The following is a 21,581-nucleotide window of genomic DNA, read 5'->3' as shown; positions in this document are numbered from 1 at the left end:
CGCAGGCAGGTCGGAGAGACTTACGCCGTTTTGGCGTACCTGCGAAAGGCATTTTAAATGCAACTCCCCGCCTGGTTTGAGATCGGCTCTTTCGTCGTTCTCGGAATCATCCTCCTTGTCGACCTTCTCCTGGTGGTCAAGCGTCCGCACGAACCCTCCATGAAGGAAGCAGGCCTCTGGGTCGCCTTCTATGTCACCCTCGCCTTGGTGTTCGCCGGAGCGATGTTCGCTTTCGCCGGCCCGGAGCATGGCAGCCAGTTCATCGCCGGATGGGTGACCGAATACAGCCTGAGTATCGACAACCTTTTTGTCTTCATCATCATCATGGCGCGGTTCTCGGTGCCCCGTAAGTACCAGCAAGAGGTACTCATGGTGGGCATCATTATCGCCCTCGTCCTGCGCGGCATCTTCATTGCCCTGGGCGCCGTCGTGATTGAGCAGTTCAGCTGGGTCTTCTACATCTTCGGAGCGTTCCTCCTGTGGACAGCGTGGAAGCAGGCCACGGACAACGGCGAAGACGAGGAAGACGGCGCCGAAAACCCGCTGATCGCCCGCATCCGCAAGGTTGTCCCGATGTCGGAGAAGTTCGACGGCGGCAAGCTGCGGACCACGGTCAATGGCAAGAAACTGTTTACACCCATGCTGATCGTCTTTGTGACGATCGGTATGACGGACCTCTTGTTCGCCGTGGACTCCATTCCGGCGATCTTCGGACTGACTCAGAGCGCGTTTATCGTCTTCACTGCCAACATCTTTGCCCTGATGGGCCTGCGCCAGCTGTACTTCCTGCTTGGCGGGCTCATGAGCCGGCTGATCTACCTCAAGCACGCGTTGTCGGTCATTCTCGCGTTCATCGGCGTCAAGCTGGTCCTGCACGCCATGCACGTCAACGAATTGCCCTTCATCAACGGCGGCCACCATATTGAATGGGCCCCCGAGATTCCGACCTATGTGTCCCTGGCCGTCATCATCGGCACCATCGTTGTGGCGGTTGTCGCGAGCCTCCTGACCCCGGCCGCCAGCAAGTCCAAACTGGACGCCCGGCTTGAGGAAGACTCACGCAAGAGCATGAACAACGTCTCCGGCCACTAACGACGGCGGAACGCGTCGGAACCCGGTCACAGCCGTGGCCGGGTTCCGAGTTTGGCGAGGATATGCTCGTGAAATGGCATTGACTTCCCCTAAAACACTCGAGACTGCAGCAGTGCAGCGGCGCACCGTCCGATTGCTCAGCACGGCACAGTTGCTGAGTGGTGTGGGCAACGGCGCCACGTTGTCCATCGGATCGCTGCTTGCTGTCCAGCTCAGTGGATCGAGTGCTTGGGCGGGGTCTGTCACCACTGTCCTCACGCTCGCCGGAGCGGTCTCCGCTTTGCCACTTGCCGGCCTTGCCCAGCGCAGGGGGCGTCGCGTCGGATTGGTTACCGGCCTCCTGGCCGCGATGCTCGGAGCTATTTCCATCATCGTGTCGGCGGCCACCGGGGTTTTCGCGGTGCTCCTCCTTGGTGCCGCCCTCCTCGGACTTGGCACGGCGTCGAACCTCCAGGCGCGATTCGCCGCCGTCGATCTCGCTGCGCCGGAACATCGCGGACGGTCGCTTGCCACGGTTGTCTGGGCGATCACCATCGGCGCAGTGGCGGGTCCGAACCTCATCCAGCCGGGCGCCGTCGTCGGAGAGGCTTTGGGCCTGCCGGCGATCGCCGGGCCATTCGTCTTTTCCGTTGCCGGATTGCTGCTGGCGGCGGTGCTGCTGATGATCGGACTGCGCCCCGATCCGTTGTTGCTGGCCCGGCGGCTGGCCGAAAGGACGCACGACGGCGGTGGACGCGCTGGTGCCCACGCCGGAGGAGGAAGGCCCCCGCGTCGTCCGCTGATGGTGGGATTCCGGGCGGTGCGGTCGTCTCCGCAGGCCATGCTGGCCTTGACGTCCGTCATTGCAGCGCACGGAATCATGGTCGCCGTGATGTCGATGACGCCACTGCACTTGCAGGAGCTCGTGTCAGGCGGGGCGGCTGGAGATCATATGGGTCACGACGGCGGCCATGCCATGGGCACCGACGCCTTGGTGATCATCGGATTCACCATTTCGATGCACATCGCGGGGATGTTCGCCTTGTCTCCGGTGATGGGGTGGCTGACGGACCGGGTAGGCAGGACACAGACGATCGTGCTTGGCTTCTTGCTGCTGGCGGTGGCCGTCGCCGTGGCAGGCTTCGGCCAGCAGGACCCCGTGTTGGTCACTGTTGGGCTGGTCGTGCTCGGTATTGGATGGTCGGCCGCAACGATTTCGGGGTCAACCCTTCTGGCAGAGAGCGTCGAGCAGTCGCAACGCGTCATGGTCCAAGGAGTCTCGGACACATTCATGGGCGCGGCCGGTGCCCTCGGCGGAGGCTTCTCGGGTTTCGTGCTGAGTTGGGTGGGATACCAAGGGCTCAATATGGCTTCAGGCGTCCTCGCGGTGGCCGTGCTGGCGACTGCAGCAGTCGCTCTGGCGAAGCTTCCGGCCAGCAGGCTGAGCAGTCCTGTGAGCTGAACAGCCTGCTGGTGCGGAAATACCTCAGCCCTTGCCGCGGGCCATCCCGAGGAGCCGGTTGAAGATTCCTTCCCCGTCTTCGCCGATGCCATCGTGATGAAAGTCGCCTGTGGTCCAGGCCTGCAATCCGCGGACGGCGGCTGCGGTTTCCAAGGAGAGCTGGAAGTCCACATAGATATCGTCGCGATAAACGGCAGCCGCGACGGGCACAGTGTTTGCGTTCAGCCGGGGCACATCGTAGAGGGGTTTCCAGTCTCGCTTGGCGGCCAACAGCTCGGCTACTTCCTGCAGGGGTACGAGCGCCGGATCCTGTTCGAAGTACCAGGGGTAGACCATTTCGCCCGTCAGGAGCGGCTCCGCGACGTCGGGCTGGAACTCGGGGAATTCCGAGCGCACCCGCCACGCCGCCCAGTCGGTGGCCTGCCCTTGGCCGTAGATGGACTCGTGCAAGACCGCGTATAGGGGATTCGATGCCCGCGAAACGAGCCCGTGGACCTGTTCCAGGAACGCGTCCGAGAGGCGGTCTCCGTCCTGGGAGGGCACGAAGGCATCCTCCAGGAGGGTGTGCAGGGCATCCACGCGGGCGTTCCCGCCCAGGAACGATCCCACCATTTGGAAGCGTTCCGTGGTGAGCCGTTCTCCGCTGGGCAGCCGCTCCTCCGTGGATTCCAGATGCCGCGCAATCCGGGTAACCAGCTTGCGGTCCTCCGGATACCACGCGAAGTATTCCGCGTTCCGTTCCGCAACCCGTTGGAAGGTGGCCCGGTAGACGCGCTCGGCCGGACCTTCCAACGGGGCCAGCCCTCCTGTAATCAGTACTTCGCTCAAACCTTCCGGCGCGAAGGACAGGTATGTCAGCGCGCAGAAACCGCCGAAGCTCTGGCCCAGGACGGTCCACGGCTCCGAGTCCAAGGCCTTCCGGATGAGTTCGGCGTCGGCCACGATCGAATCTGCCCGGAAATGCGTGAGGTAGTCCGCCTGCGCCGCGGCATCGCCCCGGAGTGGCAAGGTATTGCGGTCCGCCGGAGTGGACAGGCCCGTGCCCCGTTGATCCAGCATCAGGATACGGAAGCTCCTCGCGGCAGCCTTCATCCAACCGGACAAAGACGTGGTCCGGGTTCCGCGTCCGCCGGGCCCGCCCTGGAGGTAGAGCAGCCACGGCAGCCGCGCCGCGTCCGCCTCCGAGTGCTCCGCGGAGACGAACTCCCGGGCGAAGACGGTGATCGTGTCCGCGGTGCCGGGAGCATCCTCACCTTCGGACGCCCAATGGTCGAGGGGAACCGTGAAGAAGTGCTCCGTAGTGCGGACACCCCGGAATTCGTGGCGTGCGCGGACGGTGTGGGCGACGCCCTCAACCACGCGCTCAGCCACGAGCCATCACCTTGTCATTGCTGCCAAAGGCCCCCAGGGCTTCGCCGGTCAGCCGGAACGTGGACCAGCCTTCCATGGGTACCGCGCCGAGGCCGCGGTAGAAGTTGATGGACGGTTCGTTCCAATCCAGGACGCTCCATTCCACCCGAGCGTAGCCGCGCTCGACGGCGGTGGCGGCCAGATGTTGCAGGAGCGCCTTCCCGTGGCCCTCGCCCCGTGCATCGGGCCTGACGTAGAGGTCCTCGAGGTAGATCCCGTGGACGCCTTCCCACGTGGAGTAGTTCAGGAACCACAAGGCGAATCCCTGGACGTCCCCGGCTGCGTTTTCCGCCATGTGCGCGAACACCCGAGGATTGGCGCCGAACAAAGCCTCCGTGAGCATTTCCGGCGTGTTCTTCACGGCGTCGGGCTCTTTTTCGTAGACCGCAAGCTCATGGATCATCTGCAGGATCGCGGGGACGTCGGACACTGTGGCAGGGCGGATAACACTCATGATTCGAGCTTACTAGGCGCCTAGAGTCGGTTGACCGAGGTCACCCTGACGACAGCGGTGCCGCTCTCGTCCGAGGCTGCCAGGTCCACTTCGGCGGAAACGCCCCAGTCATGGTTGCGGGCCGGGTCATCGAAAATCTGCCGCACCCGCCAGATGCCGGGTTCCTCGGTGATCATGAGGAGTCCCGGGCCCCGGGCATCGGGGCCGGTTCCGATATCGTCGTGTTCGTCGAAGTAGTCGTCCAGGGCGTCTTCCCAGCGCTCAGCATCCCAGCCGCTGCCGGCGTCGAGCTCGCCCAAGGCGGCGGCGTCCTCGTCCGCGAACAACTCAACGCGCCGGAACATTTCGTTGCGGACCATGACCCGGAAGGCGCGGATGTTGGACGTGAGCGACGGCGGGGGAGGAGGCGGAGCGTCGTGCGGCGTCGGAGCCACCCCGGAGGTGAGCTCTTCCCACTCGTCGAGCAGGCTGGAGTCAACTTGGCGGACCAGTTCACCCAGCCAGGCGATGAGGTCCTCGAGGTCTTCGCGGAGCGAGTCCTGGGGGACCGTCTGGCGCAGGGCCTTGAAGCCATCGGCCAAATACCGCAGCACGATCCCCTCGGAGCGGGCCAGCCCGTAGAACTGGACGAATTCACCGAAATTCATGGCGCGCTCGTACATGTCCCGGACCACCGACTTGGGAGCCAGTTCGAAGTCGCCCACCCAGGGCGCGGCCTTGCGGTACACCTCAAACGCTTCGCCGAGGATTTCCGCGAGAGGCTGCGGGTAGCTGACCGCTTCAAGCATGGCCATGCGCTGGTCATAATCGATGCCGTCGGCCTTCATCGCGGCGACGGCCTCGCCGCGTGCCTTCTTCTGCTGAGCGGAGAGGATCTGCCGGGGCTTCTCAAGGGTCGCTTCGATCACGGACACGACGTCCAAGGCGTACGACGGCGACTCCGGATCCAGGAGCTCGAGCGCGGCAAGGGCAAACGGTGAAAGCGGCTGGTTCAAGGCGAAGTTGGCTTGCAGGTGAACCGTCAGCCGGACGGAACGGCCTTCTTTCTCCTGCTCGGCCTCGGGAATGCGTTCAACCACTCCGGCTGCCAACAGCTCGCGGTAAATACTCAGGGCCTTCTTCATAAGTTGCAGTTGGGCGGGCCGCGCCTCGTGGTTTTCGGTGAGGAGACGGCGGGCAGCGGCGAACGGGTCGCCGGGGCGCTCCATCAAGTTGAGCAGCATGGCGTGTGTCACGGTGAAACTCGAGGTCAACGGATCCGGCACGGACTCCACCAAACGGGTGAAGGTGGGCTGCCCCCATGAGACGAATCCTTCCGGCGGCTTCTTCCGCACGACTTGCCGCAGTTTCTTCTGGTCGTCACCGAACTTCGCGGTGGCCTTTGCCATCGCCTTCGCGTTCTCCACGACGTGTTCGGGAGCCTGCACCACAACTGTTCCGGCAGTGTCGTAGCCTGCGCGGCCCGCTCGGCCGGCGATCTGGTGGAATTCCCGGGAGTTCAGCAGGCGGGTGCGGACGCCGTCGTACTTGCTGAGGGCAGTCAGGAGGACTGTGCGGATGGGAACGTTGATCCCGACGCCGAGCGTGTCGGTGCCGCAGATGACCTTCAGGAGTCCTGCCTGCGCCAGTTGCTCGACGAGGCGGCGGTACTTGGGCAGCATGCCGGCGTGATGGACGCCGATGCCGTGGCGAACCAGCCGGTTCAGGGTCTTGCCGAAGCCGGCGGCGAACCGGAAACCGGCGATCAGCTCGGCAATCTTGTCCTTCTCCTCGCGTGTGCACATGTTGACGCTCATGAGGTTCTGGGCCCGCTCGATGGCCTCGACCTGGCTGAAATGCACCACATACACGGGAACCTGCTTGGTGCCCAGCAGTTCCTCGAGGGTTTCGTGGACCGGCGTTTCCTGGAAGTAGTAGTGCAACGGGATGGGCCGTTCGGCCGAACTGACGGTGGTAGTGGACCGTCCGGTGAGTTCGCTCAGGCCGGTTTCGAAACGGCTGACGTCTCCCAGGGTGGCCGACATCAGCAGGAATTGCGCCTGGGGGAGTTCCAGGAGCGGCACTTGCCACGCCCAACCGCGCTGGGGATCGGAGTAGAAGTGGAACTCGTCCATGATGACCGTGCCAAGCTCGGCTTCCTTGCCTTCGCGCAAAGCGATGTTGGCGAGGATTTCGGCGGTGCAGCAAATGATGGGTGCATCCTGGTTGACTCCCGAATCACCGGTGATCATGCCGACGTTCTCGGCTCCGAAAATGTCGCAGAGGGCGAAGAATTTCTCGGACACCAAAGCTTTGATCGGGGCGGTGTAGTAGCTGCGCAAGCCCCGGGACATCGCCTCGAAGTGCGCGGCGATCGCCACAAGGGACTTACCCGAACCGGTGGGGGTTGCCAGGATGACGTTGGAACCGGACGCGAGTTCCATGATGGCTTCGTCCTGGGCAGGGTAGAGCTGAAGCCCGCGGCTTTCCGTCCACTCGACGAAGCGTGCGTAGATTTCGTCCGGGTCAACGCGTCCGCTGCCCGATCCGGCGTTGGAGGTTCCAGCGTTGGATGTTCCGGCGTTGGATGTTACCGCGAGCTGCTCAAGAAGTTTCATTGCCTTCCAGCTTAGTGTGGGTGGAGCGCACCACGGAGACCGACAATGGAGGACGCAGTGAAGTGGGATCCAGCCAAGTACGTCGAGTTCGGCAATCACCGCGACCGGCCGTTTTTTGACCTGACCTCGAGGATCCTGGCGGAGGACCCCCGGAACGTCGTTGATCTGGGCTGCGGACCGGGGAACTTGACGGCGACCCTCGCGACGCGGTGGCCGGATGCAGCCGTCGTCGGGCTGGACTCCTCCGAGGAAATGCTGGCCAAAGCCCAGGTCCTCGCTGCCGCGCAACCGGGGCTTTCGTTCGCGCGGGCCGACATTGCCGATTGGACACCGGAAACGGACACCGACGTCGTGGTCAGCAATGCAGCTCTGCAGTGGGTGCCGGGGCACCTGACAATGCTCGCCACCTGGCTCGGAGCGCTGAAACCGGGCGCATGGTTTGCGCTCCAAGTCCCCGGAAACTTCGGCGCGCCTTCCCACGTGCTCATGCGCGACCTGGCCGCCTCGCCGAAGTGGTCCGGAAGGCTGTCCGGTGTGCTGCGCCATGACGACGCGGTGGGGGAACCGGCCGACTACCTGCGGATCATGCTCGACGCCGGATGCGACGCCGACGCCTGGGAAACCATTTACCAGCAACTTCTGCCGGGAGCCGATCCTGTCCTGGAGTGGGTGCGCGGGACCGGCCTGCGTCCAGTGTTAGCGGCCCTTCCCGAAGACGAAGCACGCGACTTCGAAATCGAATACGCGGCCGCGCTCCGCGAGGCATATCCACGGGGCAGGCACGGGACCGTGTTTGCCTTCCGCAGGATTTTTGCGGTGGCACAAAAGCAAGGCTGAGCGGACCCACGTCCAAAGGACGCCGGAAGTGCCGCAATTGCAAGGATTCGCACTGTGTTCTGAACTACAATGGCAACGCGATCTCGGGGTGGCATCGTGCGGAATCCGCTGCTCCGGAGGCCAACGATTGGAGGCAGTGTGCTGGCATCCTTGCTGTTGCAGCGCCTCGCTCCCTATAAGGCCCACGTGCTGGCCATCGTTCTCCTGCAGCTCGTCCAGACCGGCGCCACACTCCTCCTGCCCACCTTCAATGCCAAGATCGTCGACGACGGCCTAGTCGCCGGTAACAGCGAGGTGATTCTGCGCCTGGGCGCCTGGATGCTGGTTCTCACGGTGATCCAGGTGCTTGCCGCCGTGCTCGCAGGCTACCTTGGAGCGATTGTCGCCATGAAGATCGGCCGCGGGCTGCGGCAAGAACTCTTCGACAAGATCCACTCCCTGCCCGACCAGGACGTGGCAGCCTTCGGGCCGGCCAGCCTCGTGGTCAGGACCACCAATGATGTCCTGCAACTGCAGAACATCACGGTGCTCGTTTTCAGCATGCTTGTGGCAGCGCCGGTCATGGGCATCGGCGGCGTGATCCTGGCAGTCGAACAGGACGTGGCCTTGTCCTGGATCGTTTTCGCCATCGTTCCCGTGCTGCTGGTCATCATGCTGCTGATTGTCCGCAAGCTCGTCCCGCTGTACCGCGAAGGCCAAGGCCTGGTGGACCGGATCAACGGCGTGCTCCGCGAACAGATCCTGGGGACCGCGGTCATCCGGGCCTTTGTCCGCCAGCCGTTTGAGATGAAGCGGTTCGAAGCCGCCAACGACGCCCTGACAAAGAACAACCTCCGTTCCGCCAGGATCGTCGCGGCCATGCTTCCGCTTGTCATGACCGTGGTCAACCTCTCTTCCGCAGGCGTGGTCTGGCTCGGTGGCCACCGCATCATTGCCGGGGACATGCAGCTCGGTGCGCTCACTGCGTTCATCGCCTACATCATGCAGATCCTCCTCGCGATCATGATGGCGATGTACGTGCTAAGCACGGCACCGCGGGCGGCTGTCAGTGCTGAACGGGTCACCGAAGTGCTCACTACGGAATCTGAAAAGGTCCTGCCGGGGACCACTGCCGGGGGAGCGGTGGCCCGTCCTTCGGCGGAGGGCCTGCGCTTCGACAACGTCGTCTTCGCCTACCCGGGAGCCGAAACCCCCGTGGTGGAAGGCATCACTTTCCATGCTGCGCCGGGAACCACGACGGCGGTCATCGGCTCCACGGGAAGCGGCAAGTCGACCATCGTCAGCCTTGTGCCGAGACTGCTTGAGGCGAGCAGCGGAACCATCTCGCTCAATGGCCGGGATATCTCCGCCGTTCCCCTCGGTGCCTTGCGCGACCAGCTCGGCGTCGTGCCCCAGGAGACCTGGCTGTTCCGCGGAACCATCGCCGAGAACCTGCGGATTTCACTGCCGTCCGCGACGGATTCGCAATTGTGGCATGCCCTGGAGACGGCCCAGGCCGCGGATTTCGTGAACGAGTTGCCGCAAGGACTGGAAACCACGTTGTCCCAAGGCGGCTCCGGTCTCTCCGGCGGTCAACGACAGCGCTTGTGCATAGCACGCGCGATCCTGCGCCCCGCATCGGTCTACCTCTTTGACGACAGCTTCTCGGCGCTGGACACAGTGACGGAAGCGAAACTCCGTGCCGCGCTTGAACCGGAACTCCGCGGGGCAACCGTCATCATCGTGGCCCAGCGCGTCAATACCGTGGTGTCGGCGGACCAGATACTGCTCATCGACGAGGGCCGCCTGGTGGCACGAGGAACTCACAACGAACTTCTTGAGTCCTCGGAGACCTACCGGGAAATCGTAGCGTCCCAGATGGAAACGGAAGAAGCCGCGTGAGCAGCGAAGGCGAGCACCTCGCCGTCCCGGCGAAACCGTCGCGTTCGCTCCTCCGACTGGTGGGCTTGATGAAACCATCCCGGGGAATCATGACCACGGGGATCCTGTGCATCTGCGGCTTTGTCACGCTCAATGTCGCCGCCCCCAAAATACTCGGCGACGCCACCGACGTCATCGTGGCCGCCGTGTTCGGAGCGCAGTTCGACGCCGGGCGCTTCGTCTTCCTGTTGCTTGTGGCTGCAGGCATGTATTGCGTCACCTCGCTGCTCAGCTGGGCGCAGGGCCGCCTCAACGCACTCGCCGTGCAGCGGCTCGCGTACGACCTCCGCGAAGCCGTGGAAGCCAAACTGCACCGGCTTCCCCTGGCCTACTACGACGGCCGCTCCCGGGGCGAGGTCCTGAGCCGGGCCACGAACGACCTCGACAACGTGTCGCAGACGCTCAATCAGCTCCTTTCCCAGCTCCTGACCTCAACACTGATGGTCATCGGCTCCCTCGCGATGATGCTGCTGCTCTCGCCGCTTCTCGCGGTCGTGTCCCTGATGGCTGTTCCCGTGTCCGCCCTCGCGTCGATAGTCGTGACCCGACGCTCGCAGAAATACTTCGTCCGGCAGTGGGAAGCCACAGGGGACGTGAACTCCCTCGTGGAGGAGACCGCCACCGGTCATGAGACCATCAAGCTTTTCAACGCCCAGTCGTCGATGGCGGTCCGCTTCGCCGACCACAACGACGGCCTGTACGCCGCCAGTTCCAAGGCACAGTTCGCTTCAGGGTTGCTGGTACCCCTCATGGCGTTCGTGTCTAACGCCAGCTATGTGGGGGTTGCGATTGTTGGTGCGCTCCAGTTCCTCGCCGGGAGGATGAGCATCGGCGGCATTCAAGCGTTCATCCAATTCAACCGGCTCTTCAGCCAGCCGCTGGGCCAGATCGGCGGAATGGCCCAGGTCCTGCAGTCCTGCGCAGTTTCCGCCGGCAGGGTCTTCGAGCTGTTGGACGCTGCCGAATTGACAGCCGAACTGTCGGAAGAGGGCTCCAGTGCCCGCACCGACGCCGGTTCGGGCTTCGATTCCCCTTCGGGGAGGGTTGCCTTCGAACACATCTCCTTCAGCTACAGGCCGGACGCGCCCCTGATCGAGGACCTGTCCTTCCACGTGGAACCGGGACAGACGGTGGCAATCGTCGGGCACACCGGAGCGGGGAAGACCACGCTGATCAGCCTCCTTATGCGTTTCCACGAACTCGGCTCCGGAAGGATCACCATCGACGGCGTGGACATCGCCGGCATGGGACGTGATGTACTCCGCCGGAATTTCGGCGTCGTTCTCCAGGATCCGTGGATTTTCACCGGCACTATCCGGGAGAACATTGAGTATGGACTTCCGGGCGCCAGCGAGGCAGAGATCGTGGCCGCAGCCGAGGCGAGCCATGTTGACCATTTTGTCCGCTCGCTCCCCAACGGTTACTCAACGATGCTCAGCAACGGAGGCGATCCCCTCAGCCAGGGCCAGAGGCAGTTGCTCAGCATCGCGCGCGCACGGCTCTCGGGCCGCCCCATCCTGATCCTGGACGAGGCGACAAGTTCGGTGGATACCCGCACGGAAGTCCTTATCCGCCAAGCGATGCACAGGCTGCGGAGCAACAAGACGTCATTCGTCATTGCGCACCGCTTGTCCACCATCCGCGACGCTGATCTAATTCTCGTCATGGACCACGGACGGATCGTTGAACACGGCACCCATCATTCGCTATTGGAGCTTGGCGGGCACTACACCCACTTGCACGAAGCCCAGTATGCCGCCGGTGGGGGCGAACTCGCCGCGATGCCGGTGAAGTCCGCGAAGCATCGCGCCGGCCAGGGGGAGCGGGAAGCCTCATGAGTCCGCTTGAGTTTCCCGGTTCGTGGCGTCCCAGTCAGTCCAGCACGGTCGCCCTGTACGAACAGCTTCGGCTCCGCATCATCGAGTTGGCCGACGGCGGTACCTTGGCTGTCGGTGCCAAACTTCCCGCGGTGCGCAGCCTGGCCGAACAGTTGGATGTCGCCCCCCACACGGTGGCCCGGGCGTACAAGGAACTTGAAGCTGCCGGGGTAGTCGCCACCCGCGGCCGCAATGGAACCGTGGTGTGCGCCCGGGATGACCGCTGGGGCGCATTGGCAGCCGTGGCTGCGAGCTACTCGGCGGCGGCCAAAGCGCAGGGCGCCAGTTTCGCGGAGGCCGTGCAGCTTCTGGCGGCCGCCTACGACGCCGATTGATACCCGTCGGTAGGCTGTGGGAAGCCACATGGAAATTCGAAGAAGTTTTCGATTAGCATTAGTGGGTGCCTAAAGCCGTAGCTGAAGTCCCCGCCGTCGAATCCTTCGCAAGCGTTACCGCGCATCAACCTGCCACGCCGGTGAGACATGACCTGTCCCGGCTCGTGGTCAAGGGAGCGCGTGAACACAACCTGCGCAACGTCGATCTTGACCTACCCCGTGACGCCATGATCGTTTTCACGGGCTTGTCAGGATCAGGCAAGTCGTCCTTGGCCTTCGACACCATCTTCGCCGAGGGCCAGCGCCGGTACGTGGAGTCATTGTCGGCCTATGCCCGCCAGTTCCTGGGCCAAGTGGACAAACCGGACGTGGATTTCATCGAGGGCCTTTCCCCGGCGGTCTCGATCGACCAGAAGTCGACGAGCAAAAACCCGCGTTCCACCGTGGGCACCATCACCGAGATCTACGACTACATGCGCCTTCTCTGGGCACGAGTCGGCCGGCCGCATTGCCCGGTGTGCCACGAACCGATCACGCGCCAGACGCCGCAGCAGATTGTCGACCAGCTGCTGGAACTCGAATCCGGCACCCGCTTCCAGATCCTTGCTCCCGTTGTCCGCGGACGCAAAGGTGAATTCGTCGAGCTGTTCAAAGAGCTCACCGCCAAGGGATACTCACGCGCCCGGGTGGACGGAGATCTCGTCCAGCTCAGCGATCCGCCCAAGCTCGGCAAGCAATTCAAGCATTCCATTGAAGTGGTAGTGGACCGGCTGGTGGTCAAGGAAGGGATCAGCCAACGGCTGACCGACTCGATCGAAACCGCGCTCGGACTTGCGGAAGGCCGGGTGCTGGTCGAGTTCGTGGATCTCGACGCCGAGGACCCCGCACGGATCCGGGCCTTCTCCGAAAACCTTGCGTGCCCTAATGAGCACCCGCTGGCCATCGACGAAATCGAGCCCCGCTCCTTTTCGTTCAACAACCCCTTCGGCGCATGTGCCGCCTGCAGCGGCATCGGCACCAAGCTTGAAGTCGATGAAGAATTGGTGGTCCCCAACCCGGAACTGTCCTTGAACCAGGGGGCCATCGCGCCTTGGTCGCTGGGTACTGCCACCACGGAGTACTGGAACCGGCTCCTGGAGGGCCTGGCCTTGGAGCTCGACTTCTCCATGGATACCCCGTGGGAGAAGCTGTCGCAGGAAGTCCGGCAGACGGTGCTGCATGGCAAGGACCACAAAGTAGTTGTCCAGTACCGCAACAGGTTCGGCCGGGAGCGCAAGTACAGCACCGGCTTCGAAGGCGCGATCCAGTACGTCCACCGCAAGCACGGCGAGACGGATTCCGACTGGGCGCGCGACCGCTACGAAGAGTACATGCGGCAAGTTCCCTGCCCTGCCTGCAACGGTGCCCGGCTTAATCCGGCGTCGCTGTCTGTTCTGATCAACGGCAAGTCCATCGCCGAAGTGGCAGCCCTTCCGATGCGTGACTGCGCCGATTTCCTCGGCAGCCTCACTCTCACCGACCGCGAGGCCCAGATTGCCCACCAGGTTCTCAAGGAGATCCAGGCACGCCTGACGTTCCTGCTCGATGTGGGGCTCGAATACCTGAATCTCGAACGGCCGTCCGGGACTTTGTCCGGCGGTGAGGCCCAGCGCATCCGGCTTGCCACGCAGATCGGCTCCGGCTTGGTGGGCGTGCTATATGTCCTGGACGAGCCGTCCATCGGGCTGCATCAGAAGGACAACCGCCGCCTCATCGAAACGCTCACCAGGTTGCGCGATCTCGGCAACACGCTGATAGTCGTTGAACACGACGAAGACACCATCCAGGAGGCCGACTGGGTGGTGGACATCGGACCTGGCGCCGGCGAGCACGGTGGCCAAGTGGTGCACTCCGGTTCTTACAAGGAACTCCTGGAAAACACGAACTCGCTGACCGGCGATTATTTGTCCGGACGGCGCAAGATCGACATTCCGGCAAAGCGGCGCAAGTATGACAAGAAGCGCGAGCTCAAAGTCATCGGCGCACGCGAAAACAACCTGAACAACGTTGATGCCGCCTTCCCGCTGGGCCTCTTCACGGCCGTCACTGGCGTCAGTGGTTCAGGGAAGTCCACCCTGGTGAACGAGATCCTCTACAAGGTTCTCGCCAACAAGCTCAACGGTGCAAAGCAAGTCGCCGGCCGGCATCGTTCCGTGGCAGGCCTTGAGCACCTCGACAAGGTGGTCCACGTGGACCAGAGCCCTATCGGTCGGACCCCACGTTCCAACCCCGCCACCTACACCGGCGTCTTCGACCATATCCGGAAGCTTTTCGCGGAAACCACCGAAGCCAAGGTCCGCGGATACCAGCCTGGCCGCTTCTCCTTCAACGTCAAGGGCGGCCGCTGTGAAGCATGCTCCGGCGACGGCACGCTGAAGATCGAGATGAACTTCCTGCCGGACGTGTATGTTCCGTGCGAGGTGTGCCATGGCGCCCGGTACAACCGGGAAACCCTCGAGGTCCATTACAAGGGCAAGACCATCGCGGACGTCCTCAACATGCCCATCGAGGAGGGTGCCGAGTTCTTTGCCGCTTTCACCCCCATCGCCCGGCATTTGAACACCCTCGTCGACGTCGGTCTCGGCTATGTGCGGCTCGGTCAGCCCGCCACTACGCTTTCCGGTGGCGAGGCGCAACGCGTGAAGCTGGCCTCGGAACTGCAGAAGCGTTCGAACGGCCGGAGCGTCTATGTTTTGGACGAACCCACTACAGGCCTCCACTTCGAGGACATCCGCAAGCTGCTCATGGTGCTGCAGGGGCTGGTGGACAAGGGCAATACGGTCATCACCATCGAACACAACCTTGACGTCATCAAGTCCGCCGACTGGATCGTGGACCTTGGTCCCAATGGCGGTTCAGGCGGCGGGCGCATCGTGGCAACGGGCACGCCGGAACAGGTTGCCAAGTCCACGGAAAGCCATACCGCTACCTTCCTCGCGGAGATTCTTGGCTAGTCCTGTGTGAACGGCCGGGGAATATTTCGGGGGCGATCGAAGTATTCCCTGGCCGGCATGTGAGTTTCAGGCATGCCTCAACTCGTGAGAAACTAACCCGGTGACTCAAACAATGGTGCCCGTAATCTTTGATCTGGACGGCACCCTTGTCGATCCTGCAGGTGGCATAACAGGCGGCATCGCCGCGGCCCTGGGCGAAATGGGCCTCCGAGTGCCGGATCAAGGCGTGCTGGACTCCATGGTGGGACCCAAGCTCAGCGATTCCCTGGAACACATTGCCGGGGTTCCCACAGGAAAAGTCGACGAGGTCATTGGGCTCTACCGCAGCTATTACCGTTCCATCGGAATCGCTCAAAGCCGGCTCTATCCTGGTATCCGTGAGCTCCTGCAGTTCTTCGCAGAGTCGCGGCGGCCGGTTGCCGTGGCCACCCAGAAGCCCCAAGGCCTGGCGCACATCGTGTTGGAGCACCACGGCATTGCCGGCTTCTTTGCCTCCATCTGCGGTGCGCCGGACGACGAGTCAATGGCCGCCAATACAGCTCCGGGTAAGGTGGCAATTGTTGGTGCCGCGCTGGCCACGTTGCGTTCCCAGCCTGCGGTGATGGTCGGAGACCGCCACCAGGATGTTGCCGGTGCCATGGCCAATGGCCTTGACTGCATCGGGGTCAGTTGGGGATTTGCGCCCGACGGCGAGCTTCAGGAGGCAGGCGCCGTCGCCGTTGTGGACACCGCGGCACAGTTGCTGAAGAAGATCGAAGAACTTGACGCTGTCCGCGCGGCGGCCCTGAGCGAGGTGCAGAACGATGGAAGCCTTTGATGTCATCCGCTGGACCACGCGCGGACTGATTTCCAGCACCTGCCGGCCCACGGTCATCGGGTTGGAAAACGTGCCGAAGGAAGGGCCATTCATTGTGGCCCCGAACCATTTGTCCTTTCTGGACAGTGTGATCGTCCAGGCCTTGATGCCGCGCCCGGTGGGCTTCTTTGCCAAGGCCGAGTACTTCACCACCAAAGGGTTCAAAGGCCGCGCGATGAAGGCGTTCTTCCAGGCGGTTGGATCCATTCCGGTGGAACGCGGAGAGCAAGCAGCCAGTGTGCAGGCCCTCAAGACCCTCCTGGACATCCTGGAGAATGGCCGGGGCATTGGCATCTATCCCGAGGGCACCCGCTCCCGGGACGGCTTGCTGTACCGCGGGCGTACCGGGGTCGGCTGGCTTGCCCTGACCACGGGGGCGCCTGTGGTGCCGGTCGGCCTCATCGGCACGGACAAGCTGCAACCCGTGGACCGCAACACCGTCCGTCCGCAGCATTTCACCATGAAGGTCGGCGAGCCGCTGTACTTCGAGAAGACAGGTCCGGACCATTCCCTGCCGGCGAGGCGCGAAGTCACCGACAAAATCATGGATGCCATTGCGGTATTGAGCGGCCAGGAACGTTCCACCAGCTACAACCAGAGCAAGTCCGCGGAGTAGCTTCGGCGTGCTGGCCGGCCCGTACGGGGGAGTGCGATTCCCTTACTAGACTGGATCTGTGGCAGATCCAGCGAGTTATCGACCCCAGACGGGAGAAATCCCCACCACTCCCGGCGTCTATCGGTTCCGGGATCCGCACGGCCGTGTCATCTACGTTGGCAAGGCGAAGAACCTCCGCTCCCGGTTGAACTCGTACTTCGCCAACCCTGCGGGCTTGCTGCCGAAGACGCATGCGATGGTGCACGCGGCCAGCAGCGTCGAATGGACGATGGTGGGCAGCGAGCTTGAGTCGCTTCAGCTCGAATACACCTGGATCAAGGAATTCAAGCCCCGCTTCAACGTCGTCTTCCGCGATGACAAGACCTATCCGTACCTCGCCGTGAGCATGGGGGAGAAGCTCCCCCGGGTCCAGGTCATGCGCGGGGAGCGCCGCAAGGGCACCCGCTACTTCGGGCCGTACACGGCCGGTGCAATCCGCGAAACCATGGACACCTTGCTGCGGGTCTTTCCGGTCCGCAGCTGCAGTCCAGGCGTCTTGAAGCGCGCCCAGGCCAGTGGCCGGCCATGCTTGCTGGGCTATATCGACAAATGCTCGGCCCCGTGTGTCGGCCGAGTCACCGCCGAAGAGCACAGGGCCATCGCAGAAGACTTCTGCTCGTTCATGGGCGGCGAAGCCAAACGCTTCATCACCCGGCTCGAAAAGGACATGGGCGCCGCCGTCGCCGAGCTGGACTACGAACGGGCAGCCCGGCTCCGGGACGACATCATCGCCCTCCGCAAAGTGTTCGAGCGCAACGCCGTCGTGCTCTCCGAAGACACCGACGCGGATGTCTTCGCCCTGCACGAGGACGACCTCGAGGCTTCCGTGCAGGTATTCCACGTCAGGGGTGGCCGGGTGCGCGGCCAGCGGGGCTGGGTGGTGGAAAAAGTCGAAGACGCCACCACCCCGGAACTCATCGAGCACCTCCTGCAGCAGGTCTACGGAGAGGACAGCGACAACCAGGGCCGTATTCCGCGCGAAGTCCTCGTGCCGGAGATTCCGAGCAACCACCACGAACTGCTTGAATGGCTCGGCGGCCTCAGGGGCGCCAAGGTGGATATCCGGGTGCCGCGGCGCGGGGACAAGGCTGCCCTGATGTCCACCGTCCGCGAAAACGCCGAGCAGGCGCTGAAGCTCCACAAAGTCCGGCGGGCGGGCGATATCACCGTGCGCTCCCTCGCGCTCCAGGAACTGCAGGAAGCGCTCGATCTTCCCGTGCCCCTGCTCCGGATCGAGTGCTACGACATTTCCCATGTGCAGGGCACCAACGTGGTTGCCTCCATGGTGGTGGTGGAGGACGGCCTCCCCAAGAAATCCGACTACAGGAAGTTCTCCATCACGGGTGCGGCGGCAAGCGACGACACCGCTGCGATGCACGACGTCCTGACCAGGCGCTTCAGGCATTACCTGCAGGATAAGTCCGCCCAGCTTCCCAAGAGCGGAGAGGTTCCGAACCCCGCCGCAGCGGAACCGTCGTCGCCGGATGATGCCGCCCTCACGGGAGCCAAGGCGAAATTCGCCTATCCGCCCAACCTTGTCGTCGTCGACGGCGGGCAGCCCCAGGTGAATGCCGCCGCGCGCGCACTCGCGGAACTGGGGATCGACGACGTCTACGTCGTGGGCCTGGCCAAGCGGCTCGAAGAAGTCTGGTTGCCGGACAGCGACTTCCCGGTGATTCTGCCCCGCACATCGCAGGGGCTCTACTTGCTCCAGCGCATCCGCGACGAAGCCCACCGCTTCGCCATCACCTTCCACCGGCAGAAGCGTGGAAAGGCCATGACGGTGTCCGCGCTCGACGGCGTTCCGGGCCTCGGCGAGGCCAAACGGAAGGCGCTCGTGGCGCATTTCGGCTCCCTCAAGAAGATCAAGGCGGCAACGGCCCTCGAGCTCACGGCCGCGAAGGGGATCGGCCCGGCCTTGGCGGAAGCGGTCGTCAGCCATCTGGCGGCAGCCGGTGCCTCCGGAGAGGCCGCTCCTGCCGTGAACATGACCACCGGCGAAATCCTTGAAATTTAGCTAGGGTAATAGGCGGACCCCTCCTCAAGGGGTCCGCCTATGGACCATCCCAGAAACTTTGGACCATCTCAGAAACGGGGAAACTTGATGTCAGAGTCAACAGCAGGATCCGGCGCGGAGCAGGACGGTCTCATCCCCGTCAAGCCTGTCGAAGCGGAACTGCTGGTGGTGACTGGCATGTCCGGAGCAGGCCGCAGCACCGCCTCGGACGCCCTGGAAGACCACGGCTGGTACGTCGTCGAAAACCTCCCGCCGCAGATGCTGGGGACGCTTGCCGAAATCGTCTCGCACGCGCCCCAGTCCATTCCCAAGCTCGCCGTCGTCGTGGACGTGCGCAGCAAAGGACTCTTCACCGATATCAGGACGGCGCTCGGCGCCCTCAGCGCCAGCGGAATCACCTTCCGCGTCCTCTTCCTTGATGCCAGCGACAACGTCCTGGTGCGGCGCTTCGAGCAGGGCCGCCGTCCGCATCCGCTCCAGGGTGGCGGCCGGATCCTGGACGGCATCGCGGCGGAACGCGACGTCCTGAAGGAACTCCGGGAATCGGCTGACGTGGTCCTGGACACGAGTACGTACAACGTCCACGGCCTGGCTACCGCCATCACCGAGCTTTTCACCGACACGGGCCCTGTGGCGTTGCGCTTGAACGTCATGAGCTTCGGCTTCAAATACGGACTGCCCGTGGACGCCAACTTCGTGGCGGATGCACGTTTCATCCCCAATCCGCACTGGGTCCCGAAATTGCGTCCGCATACGGGGCTCGACGCCGATGTCAGCGATTACGTGCTGGGTGCCGCGGGTGTGAAGGACTTCGTTGACCGCTATGTCCTTGCCTTGGAGCCCGTCCTGGACGGCTATCGGACAGAAAACAAGCACTACGCCACCATCGCTGTTGGTTGCACGGGCGGGAAGCACCGTTCGGTCGCGGTCGCCGTCGAACTTTCCAAGCGGCTCGCGCAGTATCCGCGGGTCACCGTCACCACAAGCCACCGCGATCTGGGTCGCGAATAATGGGGGTCCTGACCGGACCCCTGCCGCTGGTTCCGCCGAAGGGCGCCCCGGGCAGCCAGCCCGCCAAGGGCCCCTCGGTTGTGGCACTCGGCGGCGGACACGGGCTTTCCGCGTCCTTGTCGGCGTTGCGGCTCCTGACCTCCGAGCTCACCGCGATTGTCACCGTTGCCGACGACGGCGGATCCTCCGGGCGGCTGCGCGAAGAGTACGGCGTCCTTCCGCCCGGCGACCTTCGGATGGCGCTGAGCGCCCTGTGTGACGACACCGATTGGGGACGCACCTGGCGGGACGTCATGCAGCATCGCTTCAAGACTCCGAGCGGACGCCAAGGCTCCTTGGACGATCACGCCATGGGGAACTTGCTCATCGTCACTCTTTGGGAGCTTCTGGGCGACGCAGTGGCGGGATTGAAATGGGCAGGCGCCCTTCTGGGTGCCCGTGGCCAGGTCCTCCCGATGTCCACCCAGCCGCTGAACATCGAGGGCGACGTCCGTGTGCCCTTGCCAGGGGGCGGGTACGAGTTCCAGGTCGTCAAAGGCCAGGCCAAGTGCGCCGTTGCCGGATCGCTCGAAAACGTGAGGCTCCTCCCGGAGGACGCGCGCGCGTGCATCGAAGCGCTGACTGCAATCGAGCTTGCGGACTGGATCATTCTGGGTCCCGGCTCCTGGTACACCTCGGTGTTGCCGCATTTGCTGTTGCCCGAAATGCGCCAGGCTTTGTGCGACACTCCCGCCAAACGCTGCCTCACCATGAACCTGGCCATGGACACCAAGGAAACCTCCGGGATGTCCGCCTCGGATCATCTGGATGCCCTGCGCCACTACGCGCCGGAGTTCAGCGTGGACGTCGTCCTGGCCGATCCGACCTCGATATCGGACCTCAAGGACTTCGAACGCGCTGCCGGGATGATTGGTGCAGAGGTGGTCTTGGGTAAAGTGGGGGCGTCGAGCCGCCGTCCAGTCCACGACCCGCTGCGTCTGGCATCGGCGTACCACGATATCTTCGGGAATAGTTAGGAACATGCGATGGCACTGACCGCATCGGTCAAGGAAGAACTTTCCCGGCTGGACATCAAGAAGTCGTCCGTCCGCAAGGCCGAAGTCTCGGCCATGCTGCGTTTTGCCGGCGGACTGCACATCATTTCGGGCCGCATCGTGATCGAGGCGGAAGTTGACCTCGCGTCCACCGCGCGGCGGCTGCGCGCCGCGATCGCCGAAGTCTACGGGCACCAGAGCGAGATCATCGTCGTCTCCGGCGGGGGACTCCGGCGTGGTAGCCGCTATGTCGTCCGTGTAGTGCGCGACGGCGAAGCCCTGGCCCGCCAGACCGGCCTCCTGGACGGACGCGGACGGCCTGTGCGCGGCTTGCCGTCCGCCGTCGTCAACGGTTCGGCGTCGGACGCGGAGGCTGTGTGGCGCGGCGCGTTCCTGGCCCACGGATCCCTCACCGAACCCGGCCGTTCCTCCTCGCTCGAGGTCACGTGTCCCGGGCCTGAATCGGCGCTTGCCCTGGTGGGGGCTGCCCGTCGCCTCGGCATCCAGGCCAAGGCGCGGGAAGTGCGCGGCGTGGATCGCGTCGTCATCCGTGACGGCGACACCATCGCAGCGCTGCTCACCCGGATGGGCGCCCATGACGCCCTCATGGTGTGGGAGGAGCGCCGCATGCGGAAGGAAGTGCGGGCCACGGCCAACCGCCTCGCGAACTTCGACGACGCAAACCTGCGCCGCTCGGCCCAGGCCGCCGTCGCGGCCGGCGCCCGTGTGGACAGGGCTTTGGAGATCCTGGGCGACGACGTTCCGGACCACCTCAAATACGCCGGTGAACTCCGGGTGGCCCACAAGCAGGCCAGCCTGGATGAATTGGGCCGGCTTGCCGATCCGCCCATGACCAAGGACGCCATCGCGGGGAGGATCCGCCGGCTCCTGGCCATGGCGGACAAGCGGGCCGGGGACCTGGGAATCCCGGGTACCGAGGCAAATGTGACCCCCGAAATGATGGACGAATAAAGCACCCGCCCTAGAATCGTCAGGGTGTAGATTTCCGGCCGGTTCGCCGGTCGGATGAACAAAACGAGAGTTACCAACCG

16 protein-coding genes are annotated in these 21,581 nt (G+C 63.8%); 13 read left to right on the top strand and 3 right to left on the bottom strand.

All coding sequences use genetic code 11. The features are described 5' to 3' along the window. Positions 1–57 precede the first annotated feature (57 nt). Both LFT47_RS12355 and LFT47_RS12350 read left to right on the top strand, forming a co-directional pair. Entirely contained in the window at positions 58–1,092 is a 1,035-nt protein-coding gene (locus LFT47_RS12355; protein WP_236811152.1) for a TerC family protein, read from the top strand. A 73-nt stretch (positions 1,093–1,165) separates the two neighbouring features. Continuing rightward, positions 1,166–2,533 carry an MFS transporter gene (locus LFT47_RS12350; RefSeq protein ID WP_236811151.1) on the top strand — a complete coding sequence of 456 codons (1,368 nt, stop codon included), beginning with the start codon at positions 1,166–1,168 and terminating at the stop codon, positions 2,531–2,533. Positions 2,534–2,557: 24 nt separating this feature from the next. Here the strand turns inward: LFT47_RS12350 and LFT47_RS12345 are convergent, their stop codons facing one another. The 3 genes from LFT47_RS12345 to LFT47_RS12335 are packed head-to-tail and all read right to left on the bottom strand — an operon-like array spanning position 2,558 to position 6,994. Further along, the gene (locus LFT47_RS12345) at positions 2,558–3,904 is read right to left on the bottom strand and encodes an alpha/beta fold hydrolase (RefSeq protein WP_236811150.1); all 1,347 of its coding nucleotides are present in this window, start codon (positions 3,902–3,904) and stop codon (positions 2,558–2,560) included. Continuing rightward, the gene (locus tag LFT47_RS12340) at positions 3,897–4,397 is read right to left on the bottom strand and encodes a GNAT family N-acetyltransferase (protein ID WP_236811149.1); all 501 of its coding nucleotides are present in this window, start codon (positions 4,395–4,397) and stop codon (positions 3,897–3,899) included. The genes LFT47_RS12345 and LFT47_RS12340 overlap by 8 nt, the downstream gene beginning before the upstream one ends. Before the next feature lie 20 nt (positions 4,398–4,417). Continuing rightward, a complete protein-coding gene (locus tag LFT47_RS12335) occupies positions 4,418–6,994 on the bottom strand; it encodes a DEAD/DEAH box helicase (protein WP_236811148.1) in 2,577 nt (858 codons plus the stop codon). A 57-nt stretch (positions 6,995–7,051) separates the two neighbouring features. Between LFT47_RS12335 and LFT47_RS12330 the strand changes: the two genes are divergently transcribed. The 11 genes from LFT47_RS12330 to whiA all read left to right on the top strand — a co-directional run bounded on the left by LFT47_RS12330 (position 7,052) and on the right by whiA (position 21,501). Continuing rightward, positions 7,052–7,831, top strand: coding sequence for a trans-aconitate 2-methyltransferase (locus LFT47_RS12330; protein WP_236811147.1), 780 nt, complete (start codon positions 7,052–7,054; stop codon positions 7,829–7,831). Positions 7,832–7,969: 138 nt separating this feature from the next. Next, positions 7,970–9,712, top strand: coding sequence for an ABC transporter ATP-binding protein (locus tag LFT47_RS12325; RefSeq protein WP_236811146.1), 1,743 nt, complete (start codon positions 7,970–7,972; stop codon positions 9,710–9,712). 89 nt (positions 9,713–9,801) lie between these two features. Further along, on the top strand, positions 9,802–11,589 hold the full coding sequence (locus tag LFT47_RS12320; RefSeq protein ID WP_442863469.1) for an ABC transporter ATP-binding protein: 1,788 nt from the start codon (positions 9,802–9,804) through the stop codon (positions 11,587–11,589). Continuing rightward, positions 11,586–11,963: a GntR family transcriptional regulator gene (locus LFT47_RS12315; protein ID WP_236811144.1), complete on the top strand. Its 378-nt coding sequence runs from the start codon at positions 11,586–11,588 to the stop codon at positions 11,961–11,963. Before LFT47_RS12320 ends, LFT47_RS12315 begins: the two co-directional genes overlap by 4 nt. Before the next feature lie 65 nt (positions 11,964–12,028). Then, entirely contained in the window at positions 12,029–14,956 is a 2,928-nt protein-coding gene (uvrA, locus tag LFT47_RS12310; protein ID WP_236811143.1) for an excinuclease ABC subunit UvrA, read from the top strand. A 112-nt stretch (positions 14,957–15,068) separates the two neighbouring features. Then, on the top strand, positions 15,069–15,773 hold the full coding sequence (locus tag LFT47_RS12305) for an HAD hydrolase-like protein (RefSeq protein WP_236811142.1): 705 nt from the start codon (positions 15,069–15,071) through the stop codon (positions 15,771–15,773). Further along, complete coding sequence (locus tag LFT47_RS12300; RefSeq protein WP_059389285.1) at positions 15,760–16,428, top strand: lysophospholipid acyltransferase family protein; 669 nt, start codon at positions 15,760–15,762, stop codon at positions 16,426–16,428. The genes LFT47_RS12305 and LFT47_RS12300 overlap by 14 nt, the downstream gene beginning before the upstream one ends. A gap of 58 nt (positions 16,429–16,486) precedes the next feature. Beyond that, positions 16,487–18,484, top strand: a complete 1,998-nt coding sequence (gene uvrC / locus LFT47_RS12295) for an excinuclease ABC subunit UvrC (protein ID WP_236811141.1) — start codon at positions 16,487–16,489, stop codon at positions 18,482–18,484. An 87-nt stretch (positions 18,485–18,571) separates the two neighbouring features. Then, on the top strand, positions 18,572–19,495 hold the full coding sequence (rapZ, locus tag LFT47_RS12290) for an RNase adapter RapZ (protein WP_234749478.1): 924 nt from the start codon (positions 18,572–18,574) through the stop codon (positions 19,493–19,495). Continuing rightward, positions 19,495–20,511: a gluconeogenesis factor YvcK family protein gene (locus LFT47_RS12285; RefSeq protein WP_236811140.1), complete on the top strand. Its 1,017-nt coding sequence runs from the start codon at positions 19,495–19,497 to the stop codon at positions 20,509–20,511. The genes rapZ and LFT47_RS12285 overlap by 1 nt, the downstream gene beginning before the upstream one ends. 9 nt (positions 20,512–20,520) lie before the next feature. Next, complete coding sequence (whiA, locus tag LFT47_RS12280) at positions 20,521–21,501, top strand: DNA-binding protein WhiA (protein ID WP_133202987.1); 981 nt, start codon at positions 20,521–20,523, stop codon at positions 21,499–21,501. Positions 21,502–21,581 lie beyond the last annotated feature (80 nt).

The organism is Arthrobacter sp. FW306-2-2C-D06B (genome assembly GCF_021789175.1).
Classification (GTDB): domain Bacteria; phylum Actinomycetota; class Actinomycetes; order Actinomycetales; family Micrococcaceae; genus Arthrobacter.
This window is presented reverse-complemented; position numbering and strand designations above follow the sequence as displayed.

Bases quoted from the DNA above. Each gene is read 5' to 3' on its own strand.
- LFT47_RS12355 (WP_236811152.1), top strand. From the start codon at position 58: ATGCAACTCCCCGCCTGGTTTGAGATCGGCTCTTTCGTCGTTCTCGGA.
- LFT47_RS12350 (WP_236811151.1), top strand. From the start codon at position 1,166: ATGGCATTGACTTCCCCTAAAACACTCGAGACTGCAGCAGTGCAGCGG.
- LFT47_RS12340 (WP_236811149.1), bottom strand. From the start codon at position 4,397: ATGAGTGTTATCCGCCCTGCCACAGTGTCCGACGTCCCCGCGATCCTG.
- LFT47_RS12335 (WP_236811148.1), bottom strand. From the start codon at position 6,994: ATGAAACTTCTTGAGCAGCTCGCGGTAACATCCAACGCCGGAACATCC.
- LFT47_RS12320 (WP_442863469.1), top strand. From the start codon at position 9,802: ATGACCACGGGGATCCTGTGCATCTGCGGCTTTGTCACGCTCAATGTC.
- LFT47_RS12315 (WP_236811144.1), top strand. From the start codon at position 11,586: ATGAGTCCGCTTGAGTTTCCCGGTTCGTGGCGTCCCAGTCAGTCCAGC.
- LFT47_RS12305 (WP_236811142.1), top strand. From the start codon at position 15,069: ATGGTGCCCGTAATCTTTGATCTGGACGGCACCCTTGTCGATCCTGCA.
- LFT47_RS12300 (WP_059389285.1), top strand. From the start codon at position 15,760: ATGGAAGCCTTTGATGTCATCCGCTGGACCACGCGCGGACTGATTTCC.
- rapZ (WP_234749478.1), top strand. From the start codon at position 18,572: ATGTCAGAGTCAACAGCAGGATCCGGCGCGGAGCAGGACGGTCTCATC.
- LFT47_RS12285 (WP_236811140.1), top strand. From the start codon at position 19,495: ATGGGGGTCCTGACCGGACCCCTGCCGCTGGTTCCGCCGAAGGGCGCC.
- whiA (WP_133202987.1), top strand. From the start codon at position 20,521: ATGGCACTGACCGCATCGGTCAAGGAAGAACTTTCCCGGCTGGACATC.